General features: G+C 72.4%; 19 protein-coding genes. 15 read left to right on the forward strand and 4 right to left on the reverse strand.

The window, feature by feature from the left end; all coding sequences use genetic code 11:
• Positions 1–1,743, forward strand: coding sequence for an NAD(P)H-dependent oxidoreductase subunit E (locus DV20_RS35785; protein WP_043787726.1), 1,743 nt, complete (start codon positions 1–3; stop codon positions 1,741–1,743).
• Positions 1,740–2,597, forward strand: coding sequence for a 2Fe-2S iron-sulfur cluster-binding protein (locus DV20_RS35790; RefSeq protein ID WP_043787728.1), 858 nt, complete (start codon positions 1,740–1,742; stop codon positions 2,595–2,597). The genes DV20_RS35785 and DV20_RS35790 overlap by 4 nt, the downstream gene beginning before the upstream one ends.
• Here the strand turns inward: DV20_RS35790 and DV20_RS43300 are convergent.
• Positions 2,594–3,829 (reverse strand): SMI1/KNR4 family protein, encoded by a 1,236-nt coding sequence (locus DV20_RS43300; protein ID WP_051736265.1) that lies wholly within the window; start codon positions 3,827–3,829, stop codon positions 2,594–2,596. The genes DV20_RS35790 and DV20_RS43300 overlap by 4 nt on opposite strands.
• 116 nt (positions 3,830–3,945) lie before the next feature.
• On the opposite strand from DV20_RS43300, the gene DV20_RS35800 reads away from it, so the two are divergent.
• The 10 genes from DV20_RS35800 (at position 3,946) to DV20_RS35845 (ending at position 14,677) form a co-directional block, all read left to right on the forward strand.
• Positions 3,946–4,755, forward strand: coding sequence for a hydroxypyruvate isomerase family protein (locus DV20_RS35800; RefSeq protein ID WP_043787729.1), 810 nt, complete (start codon positions 3,946–3,948; stop codon positions 4,753–4,755).
• Positions 4,752–5,639 (forward strand): 2-hydroxy-3-oxopropionate reductase, encoded by an 888-nt coding sequence (locus DV20_RS35805; protein WP_043787730.1) that lies wholly within the window; start codon positions 4,752–4,754, stop codon positions 5,637–5,639. Before DV20_RS35800 ends, DV20_RS35805 begins: the two co-directional genes overlap by 4 nt.
• Position 5,640: 1 nt before the next feature.
• Positions 5,641–7,329: a glyoxylate carboligase gene (gene gcl / locus DV20_RS35810; RefSeq protein WP_084093833.1), complete on the forward strand. Its 1,689-nt coding sequence runs from the start codon at positions 5,641–5,643 to the stop codon at positions 7,327–7,329.
• A 243-nt stretch (positions 7,330–7,572) separates the two neighbouring features.
• Complete coding sequence (locus DV20_RS35815; RefSeq protein ID WP_043787731.1) at positions 7,573–8,442, forward strand: FAD binding domain-containing protein; 870 nt, start codon at positions 7,573–7,575, stop codon at positions 8,440–8,442.
• A complete protein-coding gene (locus tag DV20_RS35820) occupies positions 8,433–8,903 on the forward strand; it encodes a (2Fe-2S)-binding protein (protein ID WP_043787733.1) in 471 nt (156 codons plus the stop codon). Before DV20_RS35815 ends, DV20_RS35820 begins: the two co-directional genes overlap by 10 nt.
• Positions 8,900–11,191 carry a xanthine dehydrogenase subunit D gene (pucD, locus tag DV20_RS35825; RefSeq protein WP_043787734.1) on the forward strand — a complete coding sequence of 764 codons (2,292 nt, stop codon included), beginning with the start codon at positions 8,900–8,902 and terminating at the stop codon, positions 11,189–11,191. Before DV20_RS35820 ends, pucD begins: the two co-directional genes overlap by 4 nt.
• A gap of 1 nt (position 11,192) precedes the next feature.
• Entirely contained in the window at positions 11,193–11,675 is a 483-nt protein-coding gene (locus DV20_RS35830) for a nucleoside deaminase (protein ID WP_043787735.1), read from the forward strand.
• Between the two features lie 84 nt (positions 11,676–11,759).
• On the forward strand, positions 11,760–13,202 hold the full coding sequence (locus tag DV20_RS35835) for an NCS2 family permease (RefSeq protein ID WP_043787736.1): 1,443 nt from the start codon (positions 11,760–11,762) through the stop codon (positions 13,200–13,202).
• Between the two features lie 9 nt (positions 13,203–13,211).
• Positions 13,212–13,589, forward strand: coding sequence for an allophanate hydrolase-related protein (locus tag DV20_RS35840; protein ID WP_043787737.1), 378 nt, complete (start codon positions 13,212–13,214; stop codon positions 13,587–13,589).
• Entirely contained in the window at positions 13,586–14,677 is a 1,092-nt protein-coding gene (locus DV20_RS35845; protein WP_043787739.1) for a glycerate kinase, read from the forward strand. Before DV20_RS35840 ends, DV20_RS35845 begins: the two co-directional genes overlap by 4 nt.
• Here DV20_RS35845 and DV20_RS35850 read toward each other — a convergent pair.
• Positions 14,656–15,651, reverse strand: a complete 996-nt coding sequence (locus DV20_RS35850) for an aldo/keto reductase (RefSeq protein WP_043787740.1) — start codon at positions 15,649–15,651, stop codon at positions 14,656–14,658. The genes DV20_RS35845 and DV20_RS35850 overlap by 22 nt on opposite strands.
• Positions 15,652–15,738: 87 nt before the next feature.
• Between DV20_RS35850 and DV20_RS35855 the strand changes: the two genes are divergently transcribed.
• Positions 15,739–16,434, forward strand: a complete 696-nt coding sequence (locus tag DV20_RS35855) for a TetR/AcrR family transcriptional regulator (RefSeq protein ID WP_043787741.1) — start codon at positions 15,739–15,741, stop codon at positions 16,432–16,434.
• 122 nt (positions 16,435–16,556) lie between these two features.
• Positions 16,557–18,779, forward strand: a complete 2,223-nt coding sequence (locus tag DV20_RS35860; RefSeq protein WP_043787742.1) for a glycoside hydrolase family 15 protein — start codon at positions 16,557–16,559, stop codon at positions 18,777–18,779.
• A 64-nt stretch (positions 18,780–18,843) separates the two neighbouring features.
• On the opposite strand, the gene DV20_RS35865 is transcribed toward DV20_RS35860, so the two are convergent.
• Complete coding sequence (locus tag DV20_RS35865; RefSeq protein ID WP_043787743.1) at positions 18,844–19,713, reverse strand: NAD(+)/NADH kinase; 870 nt, start codon at positions 19,711–19,713, stop codon at positions 18,844–18,846.
• Positions 19,710–20,711 carry an SPFH domain-containing protein gene (locus DV20_RS35870; protein WP_043787744.1) on the reverse strand — a complete coding sequence of 334 codons (1,002 nt, stop codon included), beginning with the start codon at positions 20,709–20,711 and terminating at the stop codon, positions 19,710–19,712. Before DV20_RS35870 ends, DV20_RS35865 begins: the two co-directional genes overlap by 4 nt.
• Before the next feature lie 77 nt (positions 20,712–20,788).
• Between DV20_RS35870 and DV20_RS35875 the strand changes: the two genes are divergently transcribed.
• Positions 20,789–21,466 (forward strand): NUDIX hydrolase, encoded by a 678-nt coding sequence (locus tag DV20_RS35875; RefSeq protein WP_043787745.1) that lies wholly within the window; start codon positions 20,789–20,791, stop codon positions 21,464–21,466.
• Positions 21,467–21,512 lie beyond the last annotated feature (46 nt).

The raw sequence follows: 21,512 nt of genomic DNA on the forward strand, positions 1-21,512 counted from the left end.
GTGGACCTCAAGCTGCTGGACGCCGTCGCGTCGCACGAAGAACGGGAAGCGGTCGCCGGGTTCGCCGGCGGCGGCCGGGACCAGCTGCTCCCCGCGCTGCACGCGGTCAACGACCGGGTCGGCTGGATCAGCCAGGGCGCGCTCAACCTCATCTGCGAGACGCTGCACGTGCCGCCCGCCGACGCGTACGGCGTGGCGAGCTTCTACTCGCTGTTCGCGCTCGAGGAACGCCCGGAGCGGGTGGTGCACGTGTGCACCGACCTGGCCTGCCGGCTCAGCGGCGCGGAGACGGTGTGCGACGTCCTCACCGAACACGTCGGCGCCGCGGGGAAGGCGCGCGGCGGGGTCACGTGGCAGCGAAGCCCGTGCCTCGGCGTGTGCGAACGGGCCCCCGCGGCGCTGACGTTCCAGGCCGGCGCCCCCGCGACGACCGAGCTGCTCGCCCCCGCGACCGGTGCCGCGGCGGTGCTGGCGGCGCACCGGGCCCCGGCGGCGGAGGGCGCGGCGCCGGTCATCCACCAGAAGCGGGGACTGCGGCTGCTGCGCCGGGTCGGCGTCGTCGACCCGGCCAGCCTGGACGGCTACCGGGCGTCCGGTGGTTACGCGGCCCTGCGCAACGCCCTGCGGATGGGCCAGGCCGCGGTGATCCGCGAGGTCACCGACTCGGGCCTGCTCGGCCGCGGCGGCGCCGCCTTCCCGACCGGGCGCAAGTGGGCGGCCACCGCCGCCCAGCCGGCCGGGCCGCACTACCTGGTGTGCAACGCCGACGAGAGCGAACCCGGCACGTTCAAGGACCGCGTGCTGCTCGAAGGCGACCCGTTCGCCCTCCTCGAGGCGATGACGATCGCCGCCTTCGCGATCGGCGCCCGGCAGGGGTACGTCTACCTGCGCGGCGAGTACCCGCGGGCGCTGCGGCTGCTGCGGAACGCCCTCGCGGTGTGCCGCGAACGGGGGTTCCTCGGCGCCGGCATCATGGGCCACGAGGGGTTCTCGTTCGACATCGAGATCCGGCGCGGCGCGGGCGCCTACATCTGCGGCGAAGAGACGGCGATCTTCAACTCGATCGAGGGCTTCCGCGGGGAGCCCCGGACGAAGCCGCCGTTCCCGGTCGAGCGGGGGCTGTTCGGCAAGCCGACCGTGGTGAACAACGTCGAGACCCTGGTCAACGTGCCGCTGATCCTCACCGAAGGCGCGGCCGCGTACCGGGCGATCGGCACGGAGGCGTCGGCCGGGCCGAAGCTGTTCTGCCTGTCCGGCCACGTCGAACGGCCGGGTGTCTACGAGGTGCCGTTCGGCGCTTCCTTGCGCGACCTGCTGGCCTTGGCCGGGGGAGTGCCCGAGGGCCGCACGCTGCGCGCGGTGCTGCTGGGCGGCGCGGCGGGCGGGTTCGTCCGGCCGGACGAGCTGGACCTGCCGCTGACGTTCGAGGACGCGCGGGCGGCGAAGACGACGCTCGGCTCGGGCGTCGTCCTGGTCCTCGACGACCTGGCCGACCTCGGCGGGTTCCTGCTGCGGATCGCGGAGTTCTTCCGCGACGAGTCGTGCGGCCAGTGCGTGCCGTGCCGGATCGGGACCGTGCGGCAGGAGGAGGCGATCCGCCGCGTCCTGGCGTCCGGCTCCCAGGAGCGGCCGCTGCTGCGGGAGGTCGGCGGGGTCATGCGCGACTCGTCGATCTGCGGACTCGGCCAGACCGCGTGGAACGCCATCGAATCCGCCATCGACCGGCTGGGAGCCTTGAAGTGACCATTGTGGACCTCGGAATCCCGAAGCGGCTGGTCGAGTTCACCGTGGACGGTGAGCCGGTGCGGGTCCCCGAAGGCTCGACGATCCTGGACGCCTGCACGGCGGCGGGCAAGGCGATCCCCACGCTCTGCTACGGCGACACCCTCGAACCGGCGAACGCCTGTCGCGTCTGCATGGTCGAGGTCGAAGGCTCGCGGACGCTCGCGCCGTCGTGTTCGCGCCAGGCCGAGCCGGGCATGGTGGTCCACACCGATTCGGCGCGGACGCGGACCAGCCGCAAGGTGGTCCTCGAGCTCCTGGCGTCGGCGACGGACCTGTCGACCACCCCGGGCGTCGCGGAGTGGATCGCGGAAACCGGCGCGGACCCGGGCCGCTTCGGCCCGGACGCGGCCACCGTGGCGCAACCGGCCCTGGTGGACAACGAGCTGTACGTCCGGGACTACGGGAAGTGCATCCTCTGCTACAAGTGCGTCGACGCGTGCGGCGAGCAGTGGCAGAACTCGTTCGCGATCAGCGTGGCCGGCCGCGGGTTCGACGCGCGGATCTCGACGGAGTTCGCGAACCCGCTGCCGGACAGCGCGTGCGTGTACTGCGGCAACTGCGTCGAGGTCTGCCCGACCGGGGCGTTGAGCTTCAAGCGCGAGTACGACAAGCGTGAAGACGGCACCTGGGCCGAGGAACGCCAGACGCGGACGACGACGGTCTGCACGTTCTGCGGGGTCGGCTGCAACCTGACCCTGCACGTCCAGGACAACGAGATCGTCAAGGTGACCTCACCGCACGACAGCTCGGTCACCCACGGGAACCTGTGCATCAAGGGCCGCTTCGGCTGGCAGCACGTCCAGAACCGTTAGGACCACGCGGCCAGCACGCGGTCGAGGTTGACGAGCACGGTCTGGTGTTCCTCGACGGCTCGGCGGCGGCGCAGGGCCGTGAGCAGAGCACGTTCGTCACGGCGCTCCGCCGCCTGCACGGCCTGGATCCGGGCGTAGGCGTCCTCGTCGTCCAGCGCCCGCTCCAGCAGGGCCGTCGCTTCGCCGCGGGCTTCGATGAGGTGCCAGACGGCGGCCGTGCGGGTGTTCGGCTCGGGCCGGGTGAGCAGCGGCGCCAGGTCGGTGACCAGAAGTGCCCCGGAAGCGGCCAGCGCCCGCATCGTGTGCCAGGCGACGTCGGGGTCGGGGTCGGCGAGGAGCTCGCGGGCGCGGCCGGCGAGATCCGGGGTGCCGAGCGCGCCGAGGACGCGGATCGCCTCGGCTCGCACGGCGGCTTCGGGGTCGGCCAGCGCGTTCCGGGCGGCCGGGGCCACGGCCGCCCGGACCGTCCGCGCGGCGGCGAGCGCCGCCGCGCGGACCCGGGCGTCCGGGTCGGCGGCGGCCGCCGCGAACGCCGCGGCCGCCGCGGGGCCGGTCGAGGGCAGGTAGGCCACCGAGAACGCGGCTTGGGCCCGCCGTCGCGGATCCGGGTCCTCGGCCAGGACGGCGAGGAGGGTGTCTTCGCCGCCGGGGAGCTTGTGGCCGAAGCCCGAGACGGAGCACCCGGCCAGCAATTCGTCGAGCCAGCGGTGGTACCACGCGAGGAAGTCCTCGTCTTCCAGCACGTACGGGGCGGGCACCCCGTTGAGGTCGAGGTTGACGAGCCGTCCGCGGCCCGGGCCGGACACGACGAGGTGCGTGTACCCGGTGCAGCCGTGGTGGACGACCGCGAGCGTGCCCTGGGTCGGGTCGGGCCGGTCGTCCGGGCCCCGGAAACCGTCCCACCAGTCGTTTTCGAACCACCGGCCCGGCCGGAACGGGCTCGGTGCGCGGAGGTGGCCGGGGAACGAGCCGGACACCTCCGCGTAGGCGTCGGCGAGCGGAAGCAGCCCGTAGCTCGGGCCCGCGCCGCCGTCGCCGGCCTCCAGCAGGAACGTGCGGTAGCTCTCGGGCAGGCGGATGCCGTGTTTCGCCTCGAAGGCCGCGACCTCGTGCGCGGGCCGGGGCGGGTTCAGCCGGAACCGGTGGTGGCCGGCGCCGAACACGTCGCGCAGCCGCGGGTCGGCGGCGGCCCGATCGAGTTTCGCGACGATCCGGGTGCGCTCTCGACTCATGTGTGCCCCTCGCGGTTCGGAACGAGCGTAACGGGCGGGCGTTGACCTCGTCGCAGGTCACGAGCTATTCTCGATATGCGAAAGAAAAATTCCGGATAGCGAAATTCGAGGTCGCGATGCCTGAAGGTCACTCCCTGCCGTACGTCGCCAACCTGTCGATCCTGTTCAAGGAGGTCCCGTTGCTCGAGCGCGCGGCCGCCGCGCGGGACGCCGGGTTCACCGACGTCGAGTACTGGTGGCCGTTCGACACCGCGGTCCCCGCGCGCGACGAGGTCGACGCCTTCGTCGCGAGTCTCGACGGAGTCCGCCTGCGGGGCCTGAACTTCTACGCCGGGGACATGGCGGCGGGGGAGCGGGGCCTGGTCTCGTGGATCGGCCGGGAGGCCGAGTTCGCCGACAGCCTCGTCGTCGCGCTGGGCATCGCCGAACGCACCGGCTGCCGCAGCTTCAACGCCCTCTACGGCAACCGGATCGACGGCGAAGACCCGGCCAAGCAGGACGACCTGGCCCGGGTGCACCTGGACAAGGCCGCCGACGCCGCCGCGGAAATCGGCGCGCAGCTGGTCCTCGAACCGCTTTCCGGCGCCGATCGCTACCCGCTCAAGACCGCCGCGGACGCCGTGGCCGTGCTCGACGACCTCGGGCGCGACAACGTGCGGCTGCTGGCCGACCTGTACCACCTGGCCGTCAACGGCGACGACCTGGACGCGCTCGCGACGACGCACCTCTCCCGGATCGGGCACGTGCAGATCGCCGACGCACCCGGGCGCCACCAGCCCGGCACCGGCTCGCTGGACATCGAGGGACACCTCGTGAAGCTGCAGAACGCCGGCTACGCCGGGTTCGTCGGAATCGAGTACGTCCCGGAACCCGACACCGTCACGTCGCTGGAGTGGCTGCCGAAGACCCGAAGGGGACGAGCATGAAACTGGGATTCATCGGACTGGGCGTGATGGGCGCCCCGATGGCCGCGCACCTGGTCGCGGCCGGGCACGACGTCAGCGGCTACGACGTCACCCCGGCCGCGGGGGAGAGGCTCGCGGCCGCGGGCGGGCGGGCCGCGACCGGGGTCGCCGACGCGGTCGCCGGGGCGGACGTCGTCATCACGATGCTGCCGAACCACCCGCAGGTCGAGGCGGTCGTGCTGGCCCCGGACGGGGTCCTGGACCACGCCGAGCCGGGCACGCTCCTGATCGACATGAGCACCATCCGGCCCGAGACGTCGATCGCCGTCGCGGAAGCCGCGCGGGACAGGAAGATCCGCGTGCTGGACGCGCCGGTCTCGGGGGGCCAGGCCGGGGCCGAGCAGGCGTCGCTGTCCATCATGGTCGGTGGTCCGGAAGAAGACTTCGAAGCCGCGAAACCCGTGTTCGGCACGCTCGGCAAGACGATCGTGCACGTCGGCCCGCACGGCGCCGGCCAGGTCGTGAAGGCCGCCAACCAACTCGTCGTCGGCGGGATCTACGGCTTGGTCGCCGAGGCGATCGTGCTGCTCGAAGCGTCCGGTGTGGACGCCGCCACGGGGCTGGACGTGCTCGCCGGCGGCCTCGCGGGCAGCCGGATCCTCGAGCTGAAGCGCAAGTCCATGGTGGAGCGGGAGTTCGCGCCCGGCTTCCGGATCGACCTGCACCACAAGGACATGGGGATCGCGCTCGCGGCCGCCCGGCAGGCCGAAGTCGCGCTCCCGCTCACCGGGCTGGTCGCCCAGCTCGTCGCCGCCGGCCGCGCCATGGGCTACGGCTCCCTGGACCACTCGGCCTTGCTGAAGGTCGTCGAACAGTTGTCGGGCCGCGTCCCGGCGGAGGTGTGACATGCCCCGGATCCCCGCGATGCAAGCGGTCGTCGACGTCCTGGAGAGCGAAGGCGTCGACACCGTCTTCGGCTGCCCCGGCGCCGCGATCCTCCCGCTGTATAACGCCCTACAAGGCCGGGCGATCGAGCACCTGATCGTCCGTCACGAAGAGGGCGCGACGCACATGGCCGACGGCTGGGCCAGGACGAACGGCCACGTCGGCGTCGCCATCGGCACGTCCGGCCCGGCCGGGACCAACATGATCACCGGGCTCTACACCGCGCACGCGGACTCGATCCCGATCATCTGCATCACCGGCCAGGCCGCGACCACGAAGCTGCACCAGGAGGCGTTCCAGGCCGTCGACATCGTCGAGATCGCCAAGCCGGTGACGAAGTGGGCGGTGCAGGTCAAGGAGGCCGCGCAGCTGCCGTGGATCTTCCGCGAGGCGTTCCGGATCGCTCGCTCGGGCCGGCCCGGCCCGGTGCTCGTCGACCTGCCGATCGACGTGCAGAAGCAGGACATCGAGTGGGACTCTTCGATCGACTCCCCGCTGCCGGTGCCGGCGGTGAAGCCCGCGCCCGCACGGGTCGAACGGGCCCTGGACCTGCTGCTGGCCGCCGAGCGGCCGATCATCCTGGCGGGTGGCGGGGTCGTGCTCGGCGAGGCGAGCGAGCGGCTGCGGGCCGTGGCCGAGCGCCTCGGCGTCCCGGTGCAGGTGACGCTGATGGGCAAGGGCAGCTTCCCGGAGGACCACGAGCTGTTCGCCGGGATGGCCGGCATCCAGACGTCCCAGCGCTGGGCGAACGCCGCCTTCCTGGAGTCCGACCTCGTGCTGGCGCTCGGCGCCCGGTTCGGCGACCGGCACACCGGCGAGCTGTCGGTCTACCGGGGGCGGCGGAAGTTCGTCCACGTCGACATCGAGCCCACCCAGCTGGGCAAGGTGTTCGGCCCGGACCTCGGGATCGTGTCGGACACGCGGGAGTTCCTCGATGCGTTGCTGGCGGCCCTGGAGAAGCGCTCGGTGCCGTCCCGGCGCGAGTGGGTGGGCCGGGTCGCGGAGCTGAAGGAAGCGCTTCCCCGCCGGGAGGACTTCGACAGCCTGCCGATCAAGGCACCGCGGGTGTTCAAGGAGATCAACGAAACCTTCGGCGAGGACACCTACTTCGTCACCGCGATCGGGCTCTACCAGATCTGGTCGGGTCAGTTCCAGAAGGCGCACAAGCCGCGGCACTACCAGGTGTGCGGCCAGGCCGGCCCGCTCGGCTGGGAGATCCCGGCGGCGATCGGCGTCAAGAAGGCGCGGCCGGAGGCCGAGGTCGTCGGCGTGGTCGGCGACTACTCGTTCCAGTTCCTCGTCGAAGAGCTGGCGGTCGCCGCCCAGTACGACGTGGGGTTCGTGCTGATCATGCTGAACAACACCTACCTCGGGCTGATCCGGCAGGCCGAGACCGGCTACGAGATGAACTTCGAGGTCGACATCCACTACGACACGATCGGCACGGACAACGTGAAGATCATGGAGGCCTACGGCTGCTCCGGCACCCGCGTGCACGAGCCGGGCGAGATCCGCACGTCGCTGGAGTGGGCGCGCAAGGAGGCCGAGCGCACCAGCCGCCCGGTCCTGGTGGAGATCATGATCGAGCGCGAGGGCAACGCCGCGATGGGCGCCGCCCTGGACGCGGTGAAGGAGTTCGAGCCCTGCTGATGCTCGTGAGGGGTAGGGCGGGCTAAACCCGCCCTACCGCTTTCACGAGCCCCCGCGTGACCAAGGCCGCCGTGCGAGATCCGGACCTCGTGCGGCGGCCTTGGCGTGCCCGCGGCGCGCCGGTTGGAGGAAAGTACAAACGCGAGCCGGAAATTCACCCGTCTTTCAGGGGTTTTGCCGTGGTCCCCGCCACAGCCGAGCGTGTGTACTTCTTGCCGAAGCAGCCCCGAAAGGACGTCCACAGTGGAATTCCTCCGACCCGCCTCGCTGGCCGACGCGCTCGCCGCGAAGGCCGCGAACCCCGGTGCGGTGCCCATCGCCGGCGGCACGGACGTGATGGTCGAAATCAACTTCGACCACCGCCGCCCGGAGTCGCTCCTCGACCTCGGGCGCGTGCCCGAACTGCACGAGCACGGCACCGACGACGGCCGGATCCGGATCGGCGCGGCCGTGCCGTACGCCCGGATCATCGCCGACCTGGGCGCCAGGCTGCCCGGGCTGGCCATGGCCGCCCGGACGGTCGGGTCGCCGCAGATCCGCAACCGCGGCTCGGTGGGCGGCAACCTCGGCGCGGCTTCCCCGGCGGGCGATGCCCACCCGGCTCTGCTGGCCGCCGGCGCCGAGGTCGAGATCGCCTCCGTGCGCGGCACCCGGATCGTCGCGGCGAAGGATTTCTACACGGGGGTGAAGCGCAACGTCCTCGAACCCGACGAGCTCGTCACCGGCGTCCTGCTCGCACCGGCCACGGGGCCGCAGCAGTTCAGCAAGATCGGCACCCGCAACGCCATGGTCATCGCCGTCGCCGCGTTCGGGCTGGCACTGCACCCGGAGCAGCGGCGGGCCGGGACGGGGATCGGCTCGGCCGCGCCGACCCCGCGCCGGGCCCTCGAAGCCGAGGAGTTCCTGGCCGGCGAGCTGGACTGGGACTCGCCGAAGCCCCTGAACGACTCGGTGAAGCGCCGCTTCGGTGACCTGGTCGCGGCCGCCGCGGCGCCGATCGACGACGTCCGCGGCAGCGCCGCCTACCGGCGCCACGCGCTGGGTGTCATGGCGCGGCGGACGCTGACCTGGGCCTGGACCGAATACTGCGGAGGGAGCGCGAAGTGCGCGTGAACGTCACCGTCAACGGCGAACCCCGCCGGGCGGACAACGTCTGGGAGGGCGAAAGCCTCCTCTACGTCCTGCGCGAGCGGCTCGGCCTGCCGGGCGCGAAGAACGCCTGTGAACAGGGTGAATGCGGGTCGTGCACGGTCTACCTCGACGGCGTCCCGGCGTGCGCGTGCCTGGTCGCGGCGGGGCAGGCCGAAGGCCGCGAGGTCGTCACGGTCGAGGGGCTGGCGGACGGCGACGAACTGGACCCGGTGCAGGAGGCGTTCGTCGAGCGCGGTGCCGTCCAGTGCGGGTTCTGCACGCCCGGCCTGCTGGTGGCCGCGCACGACCTGATCGAGCGGAACCCCGAGCCGTCCGACGTCGAGATCCGCGAAGCCCTCGCCGGCAACCTCTGCCGCTGCACGGGTTACGAGAAGATCCTCGACGCCGTGCGCGACGCCGCCGCGAAGAAGGCCGTCCGATGAGCGCGCCGGCCCGCTCCCCGCAGGAGCTGCACGACACGATCGCCGGCGGCATCGGCGAGAGCCCGCTGCGCCCGGACGGCACGCTCAAGGTGCGCGGCGAGTTCGCCTACTCCTCCGACCTCTGGCACGAGGACATGCTGTGGGGCGCCACCCTGCGCAGCCCGCACCCGCACGCCCGGATCGTCGGCCTCGACGTCTCCCGCGCGCTGGCCCGGCCGGGCGTGCACGCGGTGCTGACGCACGAGGACGTCCCCGGCGAGAACGTCTACGGCCTCAAGGTCCAGGACACCCCGGCCCTGGCCGAAGGCGTCGTGCGCTACCAGGGCGAACCGGTGGCGATCCTCGCCGCCGACCACCCGGAGATCGCGCGGCAGGCGCTCAAGGACATCGTCGTCGAGTACGAGGTGCTCGAGCCGGTCACCGATCCCGAGCGGGCCGCGCACGACGACACGCTGCCGAAGCTGCACCCGGGCGGGAACCTGGTGCGCCACCAGCGGATCGTCAAGGGCGACCCGGAAGCGACCGCGGAGGTGGTCGTGTCGGGCGTGTACGAGATCGGCATGCAGGACCAGGCGTTCCTGGGCCCGGAGTCGGGGCTGGCCGTGCCGGCCGAGGACGGCGGCGTCGACCTCTACCTGGCCACCCAGTGGCTGCACGTCGACCAGCGCCAGACGGCGAAGGCCCTCGGGCTGCCGCTGGAGAAGGTCCGGCTGACGCTGTCCGGCGTCGGCGGCGCGTTCGGCGGCCGCGAAGACCTGTCCATGCAGATCCACTCGTGCCTGCTGGCCCTGCGCACCGGGCGCCCGGTGAAGATGAGCTACCACCGCCTGGAATCCTTCTTCGGCCACGTGCACCGCCACCCGGCGAAGATGTACTACGAGCACGGCGCCACCCGCGACGGGAAGCTCGTCTACGTCCGGGCGAAGCTCTACTTCGACGGCGGCGCGTACGCGTCCAAGACCCCGGTCGTGGTCGGCAACGGCACGACGCTGAGCGTCGGCCCCTACGACGTCCCGAACGCCCACATCGAGGGCTGGGGCGTCTACACCAACAACCCGACCTGCGGCGCGATGCGCGGCCTCGGCGCGGTGCAGCCGACGTACGCCTACGAGTCCCAGATGGACAAGCTGGCGTCCGCTTTGGACATGGACCCGGCGGAACTGCGGATCCGCAACGCGCTCGGCGAGGGGTCCACGGTGGTCACCGGCCAGGTGGTCGACTTCCCGGCGCCGGTGGCGGAGCTGGTGCGGCGGGTCCGTGACCTGCCGCTGCCGCCGTCGCGCGGCGGTGACGCCGACATCCGCGAGCTGCCCGGCGGCGCGTCCAACACCACCCACGGCGAAGGCGTCGTGCGCGGGGTCGGCTACGGCGTGACGATCAAGAACATCTCCTACGCCGAAGGTCTCGACGACTACTCGACCGCCCGCGTCCGCCTGGAGGTGATCGGCGGCGAAGCGGTGGCGATGGTGCACACCGCGGCGGCCGAAGTCGGCCAGGGCCTGGTGACGCTGCAGCAGCAGATCGCCCGCACCGAGCTGGGGGTGACGCGGGTGAGCGTGCACCCGGCCGACACGAGCGTCGGCGACGCCGGCTCCAGCTCGGCGTCGCGCCAGACGTACGTCACCGGTGGTGCGGTCCGCAACGCCTGCCGCGCGGTCGCGGATACGGTATACAGCCGGCTGGGACGCTCGGCCGAAGGCATGACCCTGGCCGGCGGGAAGGTCGTCGCGGCCGACGGCGAAGTCGTCGCCGACCTCGCCGAGCTGCTCGGCGACACGGCGATCGAGGAGACCCGCGAGTTCCACCACCGGCCGACCTACCCCCTGGATCCGGAGACCGGGCAGGGTGACGCCCACGTCCAGTACGGCTTCTCCGCCCACCGCGCGGTGGTCGACGTCGACCTCGACCTGGGGCTGGTCAAGGTGGTGCAGCTGGACTGCGCCCAGGACGTCGGCAAGGCGATGAACCCCGACGCCGTCGTCGCCCAGATCCAGGGCGGGTCGGCGCAGGGCCTCGGCCTCGCGGTGATGGAGGAGATCCTGGTCGAGGGCGGCAAGGTGCGGAACCCGTCGTTCACCGACTACCTCATCCCGACCATCCTCGACGTGCCGCCGATGCGCGTCGAGGTCCTCGAGCGGCCCGACCCGCACGCGCCCTACGGCGTCCGCGGCGTCGGCGAACCACCCACGATCTCGGCCACGCCGGCGATCGCCAACGCCATCCGCGCGGCCACCGGCCTCGAGCTGCCGCGCGTCCCGATCCGCCCCGAGCACATCACCGGAGTCTGAGATGACCACGTCCGTTTCCGTCGAGCGGGACTGGCTCGACGAAGCCGTCCGCATCGCCACGCGCAACGTCGAGAACGGCGGTGGCCCGTTCGGCGCGCTGATCGTCAGGGACGGCGAAGTGGTCGCGACCGGCGTCAACCGCGTCACGGCGAACCTGGACCCGACCGCGCACGCGGAGGTGGTCGCGATCCGCGCGGCCTGCCAGGCGCTGGGCACGTTCAAGCTGGACGGCTGCGTGCTCGTCTCCAGCTGCGAGCCGTGCCCGATGTGCCTGTCCTCGGCGCTGTGGGCCCGGGTGGACCGGATTCTGTATACCGCCGACCGCGACGACGCGGCCAGGGCCGGTTTCGACGACCGTGCCTTCTACGAACTCTTCGACCGTCCGCGCGAGACGTGGACCGTTCCCGTGACGCGGCTGTCCGCCAAGGACGGGTTCGCGCCCTTCGGGGCCTGGCTCGACAAGAGCGACCGCACCGACTACTGACCGGCACTTTCCCATGAAAGTGATCCGGAGTGCCGACTCCAGGTCACTTTCACGTGAAAGTGCCCAACAGCAAGGGCAGGACGCATGACCCAGACCGAGATCGACACGCCCGTAGCAGATGAAGTACCCGTACGACGTTCGCTGCTCGACAAGGTGTTCGAACTGCGGGGGCGGCAGACCACGATCGGCCGCGAAGTCCGCGGCGGTGTGACCACGTTCGTCGCGATGGCCTACATCGTGCTGCTCAACCCGCTCATCCTCGGCGCCTCCGCCGACATCACCGGCGCCCGGCTGTCGGCCGCGCAGGTGACCACGGCGACCGCGCTGGCCGCCGCCGTGATGACGGTCCTCATGGGACTCGTCGGCAACGCGCCCCTCGCGCTGGCCGCCGGTCTGGGCATCAACGGCATCGTCGCGTTCCAGATGGCCCCGGAGATGACCTGGGCGCAGGCGTTCGGGCTGGTCGTGCTCGAAGGCGTGTGCATCGTGCTGATGGCGGTCAGCGGTGTGCGCGAACGGATCATGAACGCCATCCCGCGGCCGCTCAAGATGGCGATCACCGTCGGGATCGGGCTCTACATCGCGCTCGTCGGCCTGGTCAGCGCCGGGTTCGTGACCCGGATGCCGGACTCGGCGCAGACCACGGTCCCGGTCCGCCTCGGGGCGGGTGGCCACCTGCACGGCTGGCCGATCGTCGTGTTCTGCTTCGGTCTGCTGCTGATGATCGTGCTGATGGCCCGGAAGGTCCCGGGCGCGGTGCTGATCAGCATCGGGGTGGCCACCCTGTTCGCCGTCGTGCTGCACGAGGGTTTCGGCGTCGGCGGCTGGGGGCTCACGGCTCCGGCCCTGCCCGACCACGTCGTCGCCGCCCCCGACTTCGGGCTCTTCGGCCACATCGACCTCTTCGGCGGCTTCGCCTCGGCGGGCGCGCTCGCGGCCACCGTCTTCCTGTTCACGCTGGTGCTGTCGGGCTTCTTCGACGCCATGGGCACGATCACCAGCGTCTCCGACGAAGCCGGCCTGTCGAAGAACGGGAAAGTACCGCGGATGGGCCGGATCCTGCTGGTCGACGGCGCGGGCGCGATCGCCGGCGGCGTCACCGGCTCGTCGCCGAACACGGTGTTCCTGGAGTCCGCGGCCGGCGTCGGCGAAGGCGCCCGGACCGGGCTGGCCAGTGTCGTCACCGGCCTGCTGTTCGCCGGGACGCTGCTGTTCACGCCGCTGGCCGGCGTCGTCCCGGCCCAGGCCGCGGCCCCCGCGCTGGTCGTCATCGGCGGCCTGATGGTCGCGCAGTGCCGGACCATCCCGTGGCACGACCCGGACTACACGATCCCGGTGTTCCTGACGGCGGCGCTGATCCCGTTCACCTACTCGATCACCAACGGCGTCGGCGCCGGCCTGATCGCGTTCGTGCTGATCAAGATCGGCCGCGGCCGGTGGCGCGAGGCCGGCTGGCTGCTGTCCCTGCTGGCCCTGGTCTTCGCGGTGTACTTCGCCATCGACGGCGTCGAAGCCCTCTTCCGCTAAGGAGTTCCCGTGCCCCTGATGTTCTTCAACGGCGGCGCCATGCGCGGCGAGCCACTGCACCACCTGCTGGCCGGATCGCCGTTCGTGGCGGCCACGGAGACCGCGCCGAAGTACCGGTTCTACGCCGTCGGCGACCAGTGCCCGGCGCTGTACCCGGTGTCCCACGGCGGCGCTCCGGTGACCGGCGAGGTCTACGACGTCTCACTGGACGCCCTGCGGGACAAGGTGCTGCCCGCCGAGCCGCACGAGCTGGAGCTGGGGGTGGTCGAGCTGGCGGACGGCAGTTCGGCGTTCGCGATGCTGCTGCGGCGGCCGTACACCTCGCACGTCGCCCTGCGGGACATCACCGAGATCGGCGACTGGCGGGCGTTCCGGGCGAGCGCGTGAGGGTCCTGGTCGCGCCGGACAAGTTCAAGGGATCGCTGACCGCGGCCGAGGTGGCGTCGGCGGTGGCCGCCGGCCTCGCCGACGTCCACCCCGCCCTCGCGGTGACGACCCTCCCGGTGGCCGACGGCGGCGAAGGGACGGTGGACGCCGCCGTCGCCGCCGGGTTCCGCCGTGTGCGAGTTCCGGCACGCGGGCCGACCGGGGCGCCGGTGACGGCGTCCTACGCGGTGCTCGGGGACACGGCGGTGGTCGAGCTGGCCGAGGCGTCCGGGCTGCACCGGCTGCCCGGCGCCCCCGAACCGCTCACCGCGACCAGCGCGGGAACCGGCGACGTCATCGCCGCGGCGGTCCGGGCGGGGTGCCGCCGGATCGTGCTCGGCGTGGGCGGCAGCGCGTGCACCGACGGCGGCGCGGGCATGCTGGCCGCGCTGGGCGCCCGGCTCCTCGACGACGACGGCCGTGACCTCCCGTCCGGCGGGGCGGCCCTGTCCCGGCTGGCCTCGCTCGACCTGACGAACCTGTCCCGCGTGGACATCGAGCTGGCGAGCGATGTGGATCATCCGCTGCACGAAGCGGCTTCCGTCTACGGACCGCAGAAGGGCGCGTCTCCGGAGGACGTCGGGATCCTTGCTGCCGCACTACGGCACTGGGCCTCGATCGCCGGACCGGAGTTCGCTTCCCGCCCGGGTGCCGGAGCGGCCGGGGGAGTGGGCTTCGCGGCGATGGCCGTGCTGGGCGCCCGGATGCGGCCCGGCATCGAGCTGCTGCTCGACCTGCTGGGCTTCGACGCGGCGCTGACCGGTGCTTCGCTGGTCGTCACCGGCGAAGGGTCGCTCGACGGGCAGACGCTGGCCGGCAAGGCCCCGGCCGGGGTGGCCCGCGCCGCGGCGGCCCGGGGTGTCCCGTGCGTCGCGGTGTCGGGACGTTGCTCGCTGTCCCCGGCGGAGCTGGCGGGCGCGGGCATTTCGGCCGCGTACGCGCTGACCGACCTGGAACCGGACCCGGCGCGCTGCATGGCCGAGGCGGCGCCCCTGCTGCGCCGCCTCGCCCACCGCGTCGCGGCCGGCTACTTCTCGCTGTCGAGGTGATCGAGCTGGGCGGCGGCGTACCGCCCGCCGGCCGCAGCCCCGGCCGGCACGGCGGCTTCGATCTCCGCCAGGTCGGCGCCGCTCAGCTCGACGTCCGCGGTCCCGAGCGACTCGGCCAGCCGGGCCCGGGTCCGGGCGCCGACCAGCGGCACGATGTCGTCGCCTTGCGCGGCGACCCAGGCGATGGCGAGCTGCGCGGTGGTGACGCCCTTGGCCGCGGCGATCTTGCCGAGCGCCTCGGTCAGCGCCAGGTTGCGCTCGAGGTTCTCACCCTGGAACCGCGGGCTGTGGCTCCGGAAGTCCCCGGCGGCCAACTCCCGCGACGGTGTCCAGTGGCCACTGAGCAGGCCCCGGGACAGGACGCCGTACGCGGTGACGCCGATGCCGAGCTCGCGCGCGACCGGCAGGATTTCGGCCTCGATCCCGCGCGAGAGCAGCGAATACTCGATCTGCAGGTCGGAGATCGGATGCACGGCGGCGGCCCGGCGCAGGGTCTCGGCGCCCACTTCGGACAGTCCGATGTGGCGGATGTAGCCGGCCTGGACGAGCTCGGCGAGCGCGCCGACCTGGTCTTCGATCGGCACGGCGGGATCGAGCCGGGCCGGGCGGTAGACGTCGACGTGGTCGGTACCGAGCCGCCGCAGGCTGTAGGCGAGGAAGGTCCTGACGGCCTCGGGACGGCTGTCGTAGCCGAGCCAGGAGCCGTCCGGGCCGCGCAGCGCCCCGAACTTCACGCTGATGACCACCTGATCGCGATCGCGGCCCCGCAGGGCATCGCGCAGCAGCAGCTCGTTGTGCCCCATGCCGTAGAAGTCGCCGGTGTCCAGCAGGGTGACCCCGGCGTCGAGGGCGGCGTGCACGGTGGCGACGGACTCGGTCTCATCGGCCGGGCCGTAGAGGTCGGACATGCCCATCAGGCCGAGCCCGAGGGCGCTGACGGCCGGACCGGTCCGGCCGAGGGTGCGGGTACGCATGACATCTCCTGTGTTTCCGTTGATACCTGAACAACCGTATCACCGATACCGAACAGGTGCTACCGACGATTTGTTATCATCGGAACCATGGCAACGAAGACGGCGCTGGACACCCGCGAGCGCATCCTCGAAGCGGCGGCCACGCTCCTGGCGGCGGAAGGCCGCGACGGCCTGTCGACCCGCGCGGTGAGCGCGGCGGCGGGCGTCCAGCCCCCGGCGTTGTACCGCCTCTTCGGCGACAAGGACGGCCTCCTGGACGCGGTGGCGGCCTACGGCTTCGACGAGTACCTGAAGAGCAAGCGGGCCATGGGCGCGACGGCCGACCCGGTGGAGGACCTCCGCAGGGGCTGGGACCTCCACATCGAGTTCGGCCTGTCCCGCCCGGAGTTCTACGTCCTCATGTACGGCGACGCCCGCCCGGGCCGGACATCGCCGGCGGCGCGCGAAGCGGAGGCCATGCTGCGCGCGATCGTCGAGCGGGTGGCGGCGGCAGGCCGCCTCCGGGTGAGCGTCGAGCGGGCGGCCCGCCTGACCCACGCGGCAGGCATGGGCGTGGTGCTGACCCAGATCGCCACACCGGAAGAGCAACGGGATCCCGAGCTGTCGGCCACGGCAAGGGAGACAGTCCTCTCCCGCATCTTGACCGGCACGAAGAAACCGGCGGGCTCGGACCTCCCGGAGCGGGCGATCGCCCTGCGGGCCGGGCTCGAAGGCGCCACGGCCCTCACCGAAGCGGAGCGCACCCTCCTGGCCGAGTGGCTGGACCGCATCGCCAACGCATGACCAGCCCCGGGGCCACCGGTCTGGATCGATAAAGTCCGATCGGACATTGCCAGCCACCTCGGCACGCCGCAATATGTTGCGACCCACAACATATTGAGCGACAACGCCGTCGGAGGACCCCGATGCCCAGGTGGAAAGCCGTCCTGACCTGCACAGCAACCAGCATCCTGCTGGCCGCGACCCTCCACGGAACAGCTCAGGCGAGCGGAACGGCGGCGGACTGCTGCGGCGGCGGCGCCTCCTGGGCCACCGGCAACAAGGCGGCCCTCGGCACCGCCACGACCACGGCGAGCCCGGTGTGGTTCACGGTCGCCAACGGCGTCACGTCGGAAGTCTTCTACCCCCGAGCCGACGTCCCGAACATGCAGGACATGCAGTTCGTGGTCACCGACGGAAGCACCTTCGTCGACCTGGAACGCGACGCGACGAACCACGTCGTGAGCATGCCGGACGAGAAGGCACTCCAGTACCGGATCACCAACACGGCCAAGAGCGGCAAGTACCGCATCACCACGGACTACGTGACGGACCCGGCCCGGGCGGCCCTCGTCACGAACACCCGCTTCCAGTCCCTGGACGGCGGCACCTACCGCCTCTACCTCCTGGCCAACCCCTCGATGGCGGGCGGCGGAGCCGACGACAACGCCTGGTGGGACGGCACCGGCCTGCTGGCGAGCGGAACGGAAACCCTCTTCGGCGGAACGCCCACCACAGTCGTCTCCGCGCTGCGCGCCTCCACCGGCTTCACGGCCCACGACAACGGCTACACCGGCGCACCCAGCGACTGCCTGGTCGACCTCCGCGCCGACCGGACCCTGACCAACCAGTTCGACAACATCGCCGGAACCGGCAACGTCGTCCAATGCGGCCAGATCCCGGTGGGAACGGACACCACGTTCACCGTCGCCCTCGGCTACGGCGGCACGTCGGCGGCGGCCACGTCGAACGCGACCGCGTCCCTGAGCAACGGCTTCACGGCCGTGTCAGCGTCCTACCGCTCAGGGTGGAATTCCTACGTCGGCGGCCTGAAACCCGCCCCGGCGAGCGTCTCCGGCGACACCCAGCGTCGCCGCACCTACTACGTCGCGGCCATGGCGCTGAAGACGGCGGAAGACAAACAGCACCCGGGTGCGAGCGTGGCGGGCCTGGCCACCCCCTGGGGCGACTTCACGAACGGCGACCACCTCAACGACGGCTACCACCGCGTCTGGGGCCGTGACCTCTACCAGCAGGCGACCGGCCTCCTGGCCGCGGGCGACAGCGCACAAGCCCGGCGGATGGCCCAGTTCCTCTGGAACTCCCAGTGGATCGGCACCCCGACCGCCGGCGACGGCACGACGTACCCGGCCGGGTCGTTCCCGCGCTACAGCCCGGTGTCCGGCGTCGCGGGAGCGAGCGCCCAGCAACTCGGCTGTTGCGAACAGCTCGACCAGGACGCCGACGCGATCCTGCTGGCCTGGCAGACCGGCCTCACCGACGCCTCGACCTACGCCAAGGTCAAGACGACCGCGAACCACATCGTGTCGACCGGCCCGGACACCACCGAGCGGTGGGAGGAGCAGTACGGCAAGTCACCGTCCTCGGTGGCCGCGGAGATCGCCGGGCTGATCGCGGCCGGGGCCATCGCCCGGGCGAACGGCGACGCGGCGAGCGCGACCTCCTGGGAGTCCACAGCGGACTCCTGGCGCGCCTCCCTCGCCGGCTGGACCGTCACGACCTCCGGTTACTGGGGCGGCCACACCTACTACGAGCGCCTCGACCGGGCCGGCAACCCGAACGACACCGCGACCCTCTGCTTCGACGAAGGCTGCTTCTACGAGCACGACGTCACCGACTTCGGCTTCCTCGACCTGGTCCGGCTCGGCATCCGCCCGGCCGGCGACGCCACGATCGCGAACTCGGTGGCGCCGACGGCCGCGGCGTCCGACGGCAACTCGGCGATGCAGGTGACGCTGCCCAACGGCGACGTCTACTTCCACCGCTACCCGCACGACAACTACGGCGAAAGCACCGCGGACTGCAGCGGCTGGCCGGCGGGTGGGAGCCGGCGGTCCGGGCGCCTGTGGCCGGTGCTGTCGGGGGAGCGCGGCCAGTACGAGCTGGCCAACGGCCGGTCGGCGGCGGTCTACCTGAAGTCGATGGCGGATTCGGTCAACGAGGGCTACTTCGTGCCCGAACAGGTCTGGGACCGCGCGGACGTCGGCTGCTTCGGCCTCGGCCGCCCGACCGGCAGCGCGGGCCCGCTGATGTGGGCCGAGGGCCAGTACCTGCGCCTGGCCCAGAGCATGGACGCCGGCCACAACCTCGACACCCCGTCGATCGTCCAGGCCCGCTACGGCACCTGACCCCACCGTGTCGTCCCTCCGGACACGCGTGTCGTCCGTTCAAGCACGCGTGTCGTCCGTTCCGTCACCGCACCAGGCGGACGGTCTTCGCCGCGGGGGCGAAGGTCGCCGTCTGGCCGCGGGTGAGGGCGACCGTGTCGGCTTCGAGGCCGTCGCCGAACGCGACCAGGCGGTCGGATTCGACCTCGACCGTCAGGGACGTGTTCGTCAGCTCCCCCTCGGTGCGGGTGGTCCCGGTCGACGGCGACGGCCACGCCTCCCTCACGAACCAGACCAGCCGGGCCTCGCCGGGGGACGGCAGCGACAGGCCGCTGCGGCGGTCCCGCCACACCGAGCCGCACCAGCCGGTGGCCCCCGTGCCCGTCCCGACCAGGATCCCCGACGAGGCCTGGCGTTCCGCGCGCCCGCCACCGACCCCCAGCCGGTAGCGGGCCGTCTGGTGCCCGGCGTGCCCGAGGTAGATCTCGTTGAGGGCGAGCAGCCGCTGGCCGTCGTCCGCGGTGAGCTGCGCCATCGTCCGGTGCTCGACGTCGCCGGTGGACCGCACCAGATCGGCGACGGCCTCGACCGGGTGCTTGACCAGGACGCCGGGCTCGCCGGGCGCGACGCCGATCACCGGCTGGCCGTCGAGGTACTTGGCCACGTTGGCGATCAGGCCGTCCTGCCCGACCACGACGACGACGTCCTCCGGGGTGAACAGGAACCGGTCGAGGTCGGCGCGTTCGACCTCGCCGCGGCGCCAGTCCAGCGGGATGGCGGCACTGGCCGCGGCGAGCGCGGCGCGCAGGGCCGCGTCCGCCGCGGCCACCTCGCGCAGGTCGCGGCCGCGGGTGCGCAGGAAGAACTCGGCCTGCCCGCGGGTGCCGTGGCGGGCGACGAGCTCGTCGAGTTCGGTGCGGCGGTGGACGAGCACGACCCGCGGGGCGAGGCTCACGACCGGACGCCCAGCTTCGTCAGCAGGGGCGCGAGCAGGTCCGGGGTCAGCACCAGGCTCTCGATCTGGGGCAGGTTGCCGGCCAGTTCCTTCAGCGCCAGCCCGGTCAGCACGCCTTCGGGCAGGTCGCGGTACGCGGCCAGCCGGGCGGCCTCGCCCGCCGCTTCGGCTTCGCCGAGCGCTCGCCGGCCGTCGGCCTTCACCTGCGTCAGCCGCTCTTCGCGCGAAGCCTGCGCCTCCGTCTCGATCCGGTTCGCCGCCGCGGCTTCCTCGGCCTGGCGCCGGGCGTTCGCGCCGCGCTGGGCGAGCAGCTGCTCCTCGCGGCGGGCCAGCTCGATCTGGTTCTGCAGCTCGTTTTCGCCGATCGCGCGTTCGCGTTCGACGGCGAGCGCGCGCCGCTCGAAGGTCGCCCGGTCGGCCTCCTGCTGCACCTTCTCCCGCGCGGTCGTCTGGAGCGCCTTCTCGACCTCCGGCTCGGCCCGGATCGCGACGACGCGGACGTCGACCACGGCCGAACCGGTCTGCGCGAGCCGGGTGTCCTCCTCGGCCAGGCCGGCGCGGATGCGGTCGCGGACCGCGCGGACGCCGTCGACGAGCGCGGTGGCCAGCGGCGTGCGGGTCAGCACCTCGACCGCGTACTGCTGGACGTTTTCGGTGAGCAGCCCGCTGATCTGGGCGAGGGGATCGCTTCGCCACCGGCCGGTGTCCGGGTCGACGGAGAAGTCGATGCGCTGCGCGGCCAGCGCCGGGTCCTCGATCCGGAAGGTGAGGGCGAGCTGGACGGTGACGTCCTGGAAGTCGGCCGTGCGGGCGTGGAACAGCAGCGGCAGTTCGCGGTCGTCGACCGGGACTTCCGAGACGACCGCGGTCAGCGGCCGGTACCAGAACGACAGCCCGACGCCGTCGTGCGCGAGCTTGCCGCGGCGGTAGTGGCGGATGTGCACGGTGGGGGCACCGCGCAGGTGCCGGAACCCGAACCGGCGGTTGATGTCGGCCATGGAGCCCTCCTCTTATCGTCGTCGTGACGATATGGGGTGGACTCGCTAATCGTCAAGCTGACGATTAGGGTGGTGGCATGGGTCACCCGCCGTTCGCCGTCACCGTGGACCTCGTCGTGCTCACCCTGACCGGGGAGGAGCTGTGCGCGCTGCTGGTGCGCCGGGGAATCCCGCCGTACGAGGGCGAGTGGGCGCTGCCGGGCGGCTTCGTCCGCGAGGACGAGGACCTGGCGGACGCGGCCCGGCGCGAGCTGGCCGAGGAGACGGGGCTGGCGCCCGGGACCGTCCACATCGAACAGCTGGCGGGCTACGGCGCCCCGGACCGGGACCCGCGGATGCGGGTGGTGACGGTGGCGTACCTGGCGCTGGCCCCGGACTTGCCGGTGCCGCGCGCGGGCACGGACGCGGCCGAGGCGCGGTGGGCGCCGGTGCGGTCGTTGCGGACCGAGCGCCTGGCGTTCGACCACGACCGCATCCTGCGCGACGGGGTGGAGCGCGCCCGCGCGAAGCTGGAGTATTCGCCGCTGGCGACGGCGTTCTGCGCGCCGGAGTTCACGGTCGCGGAGCTGCGGAGGGTGTACGAGCTGGTCTGGGACACGCGGCTGGACCCGCGCAACTTCCACCGCAAGGTGACGGGAGCCGAGGGCCTGCTGGAACCGACGGGCCGGACGACGACCCGCGACGGCGGCCGCCCGGCCCGCCTCTACCGGCGGGGCGCGGCGAAGGTGCTGTACCCGCCGATGCTGCGGAGCTGAACGCGGGCCCGGTTCAGGACGTCCGGCGTCCTGAACGGGTCATGCA

The sequence above is a fragment of the Amycolatopsis rifamycinica genome (assembly GCF_000695625.1).
GTDB lineage: Bacteria > Actinomycetota > Actinomycetes > Mycobacteriales > Pseudonocardiaceae > Amycolatopsis > Amycolatopsis rifamycinica.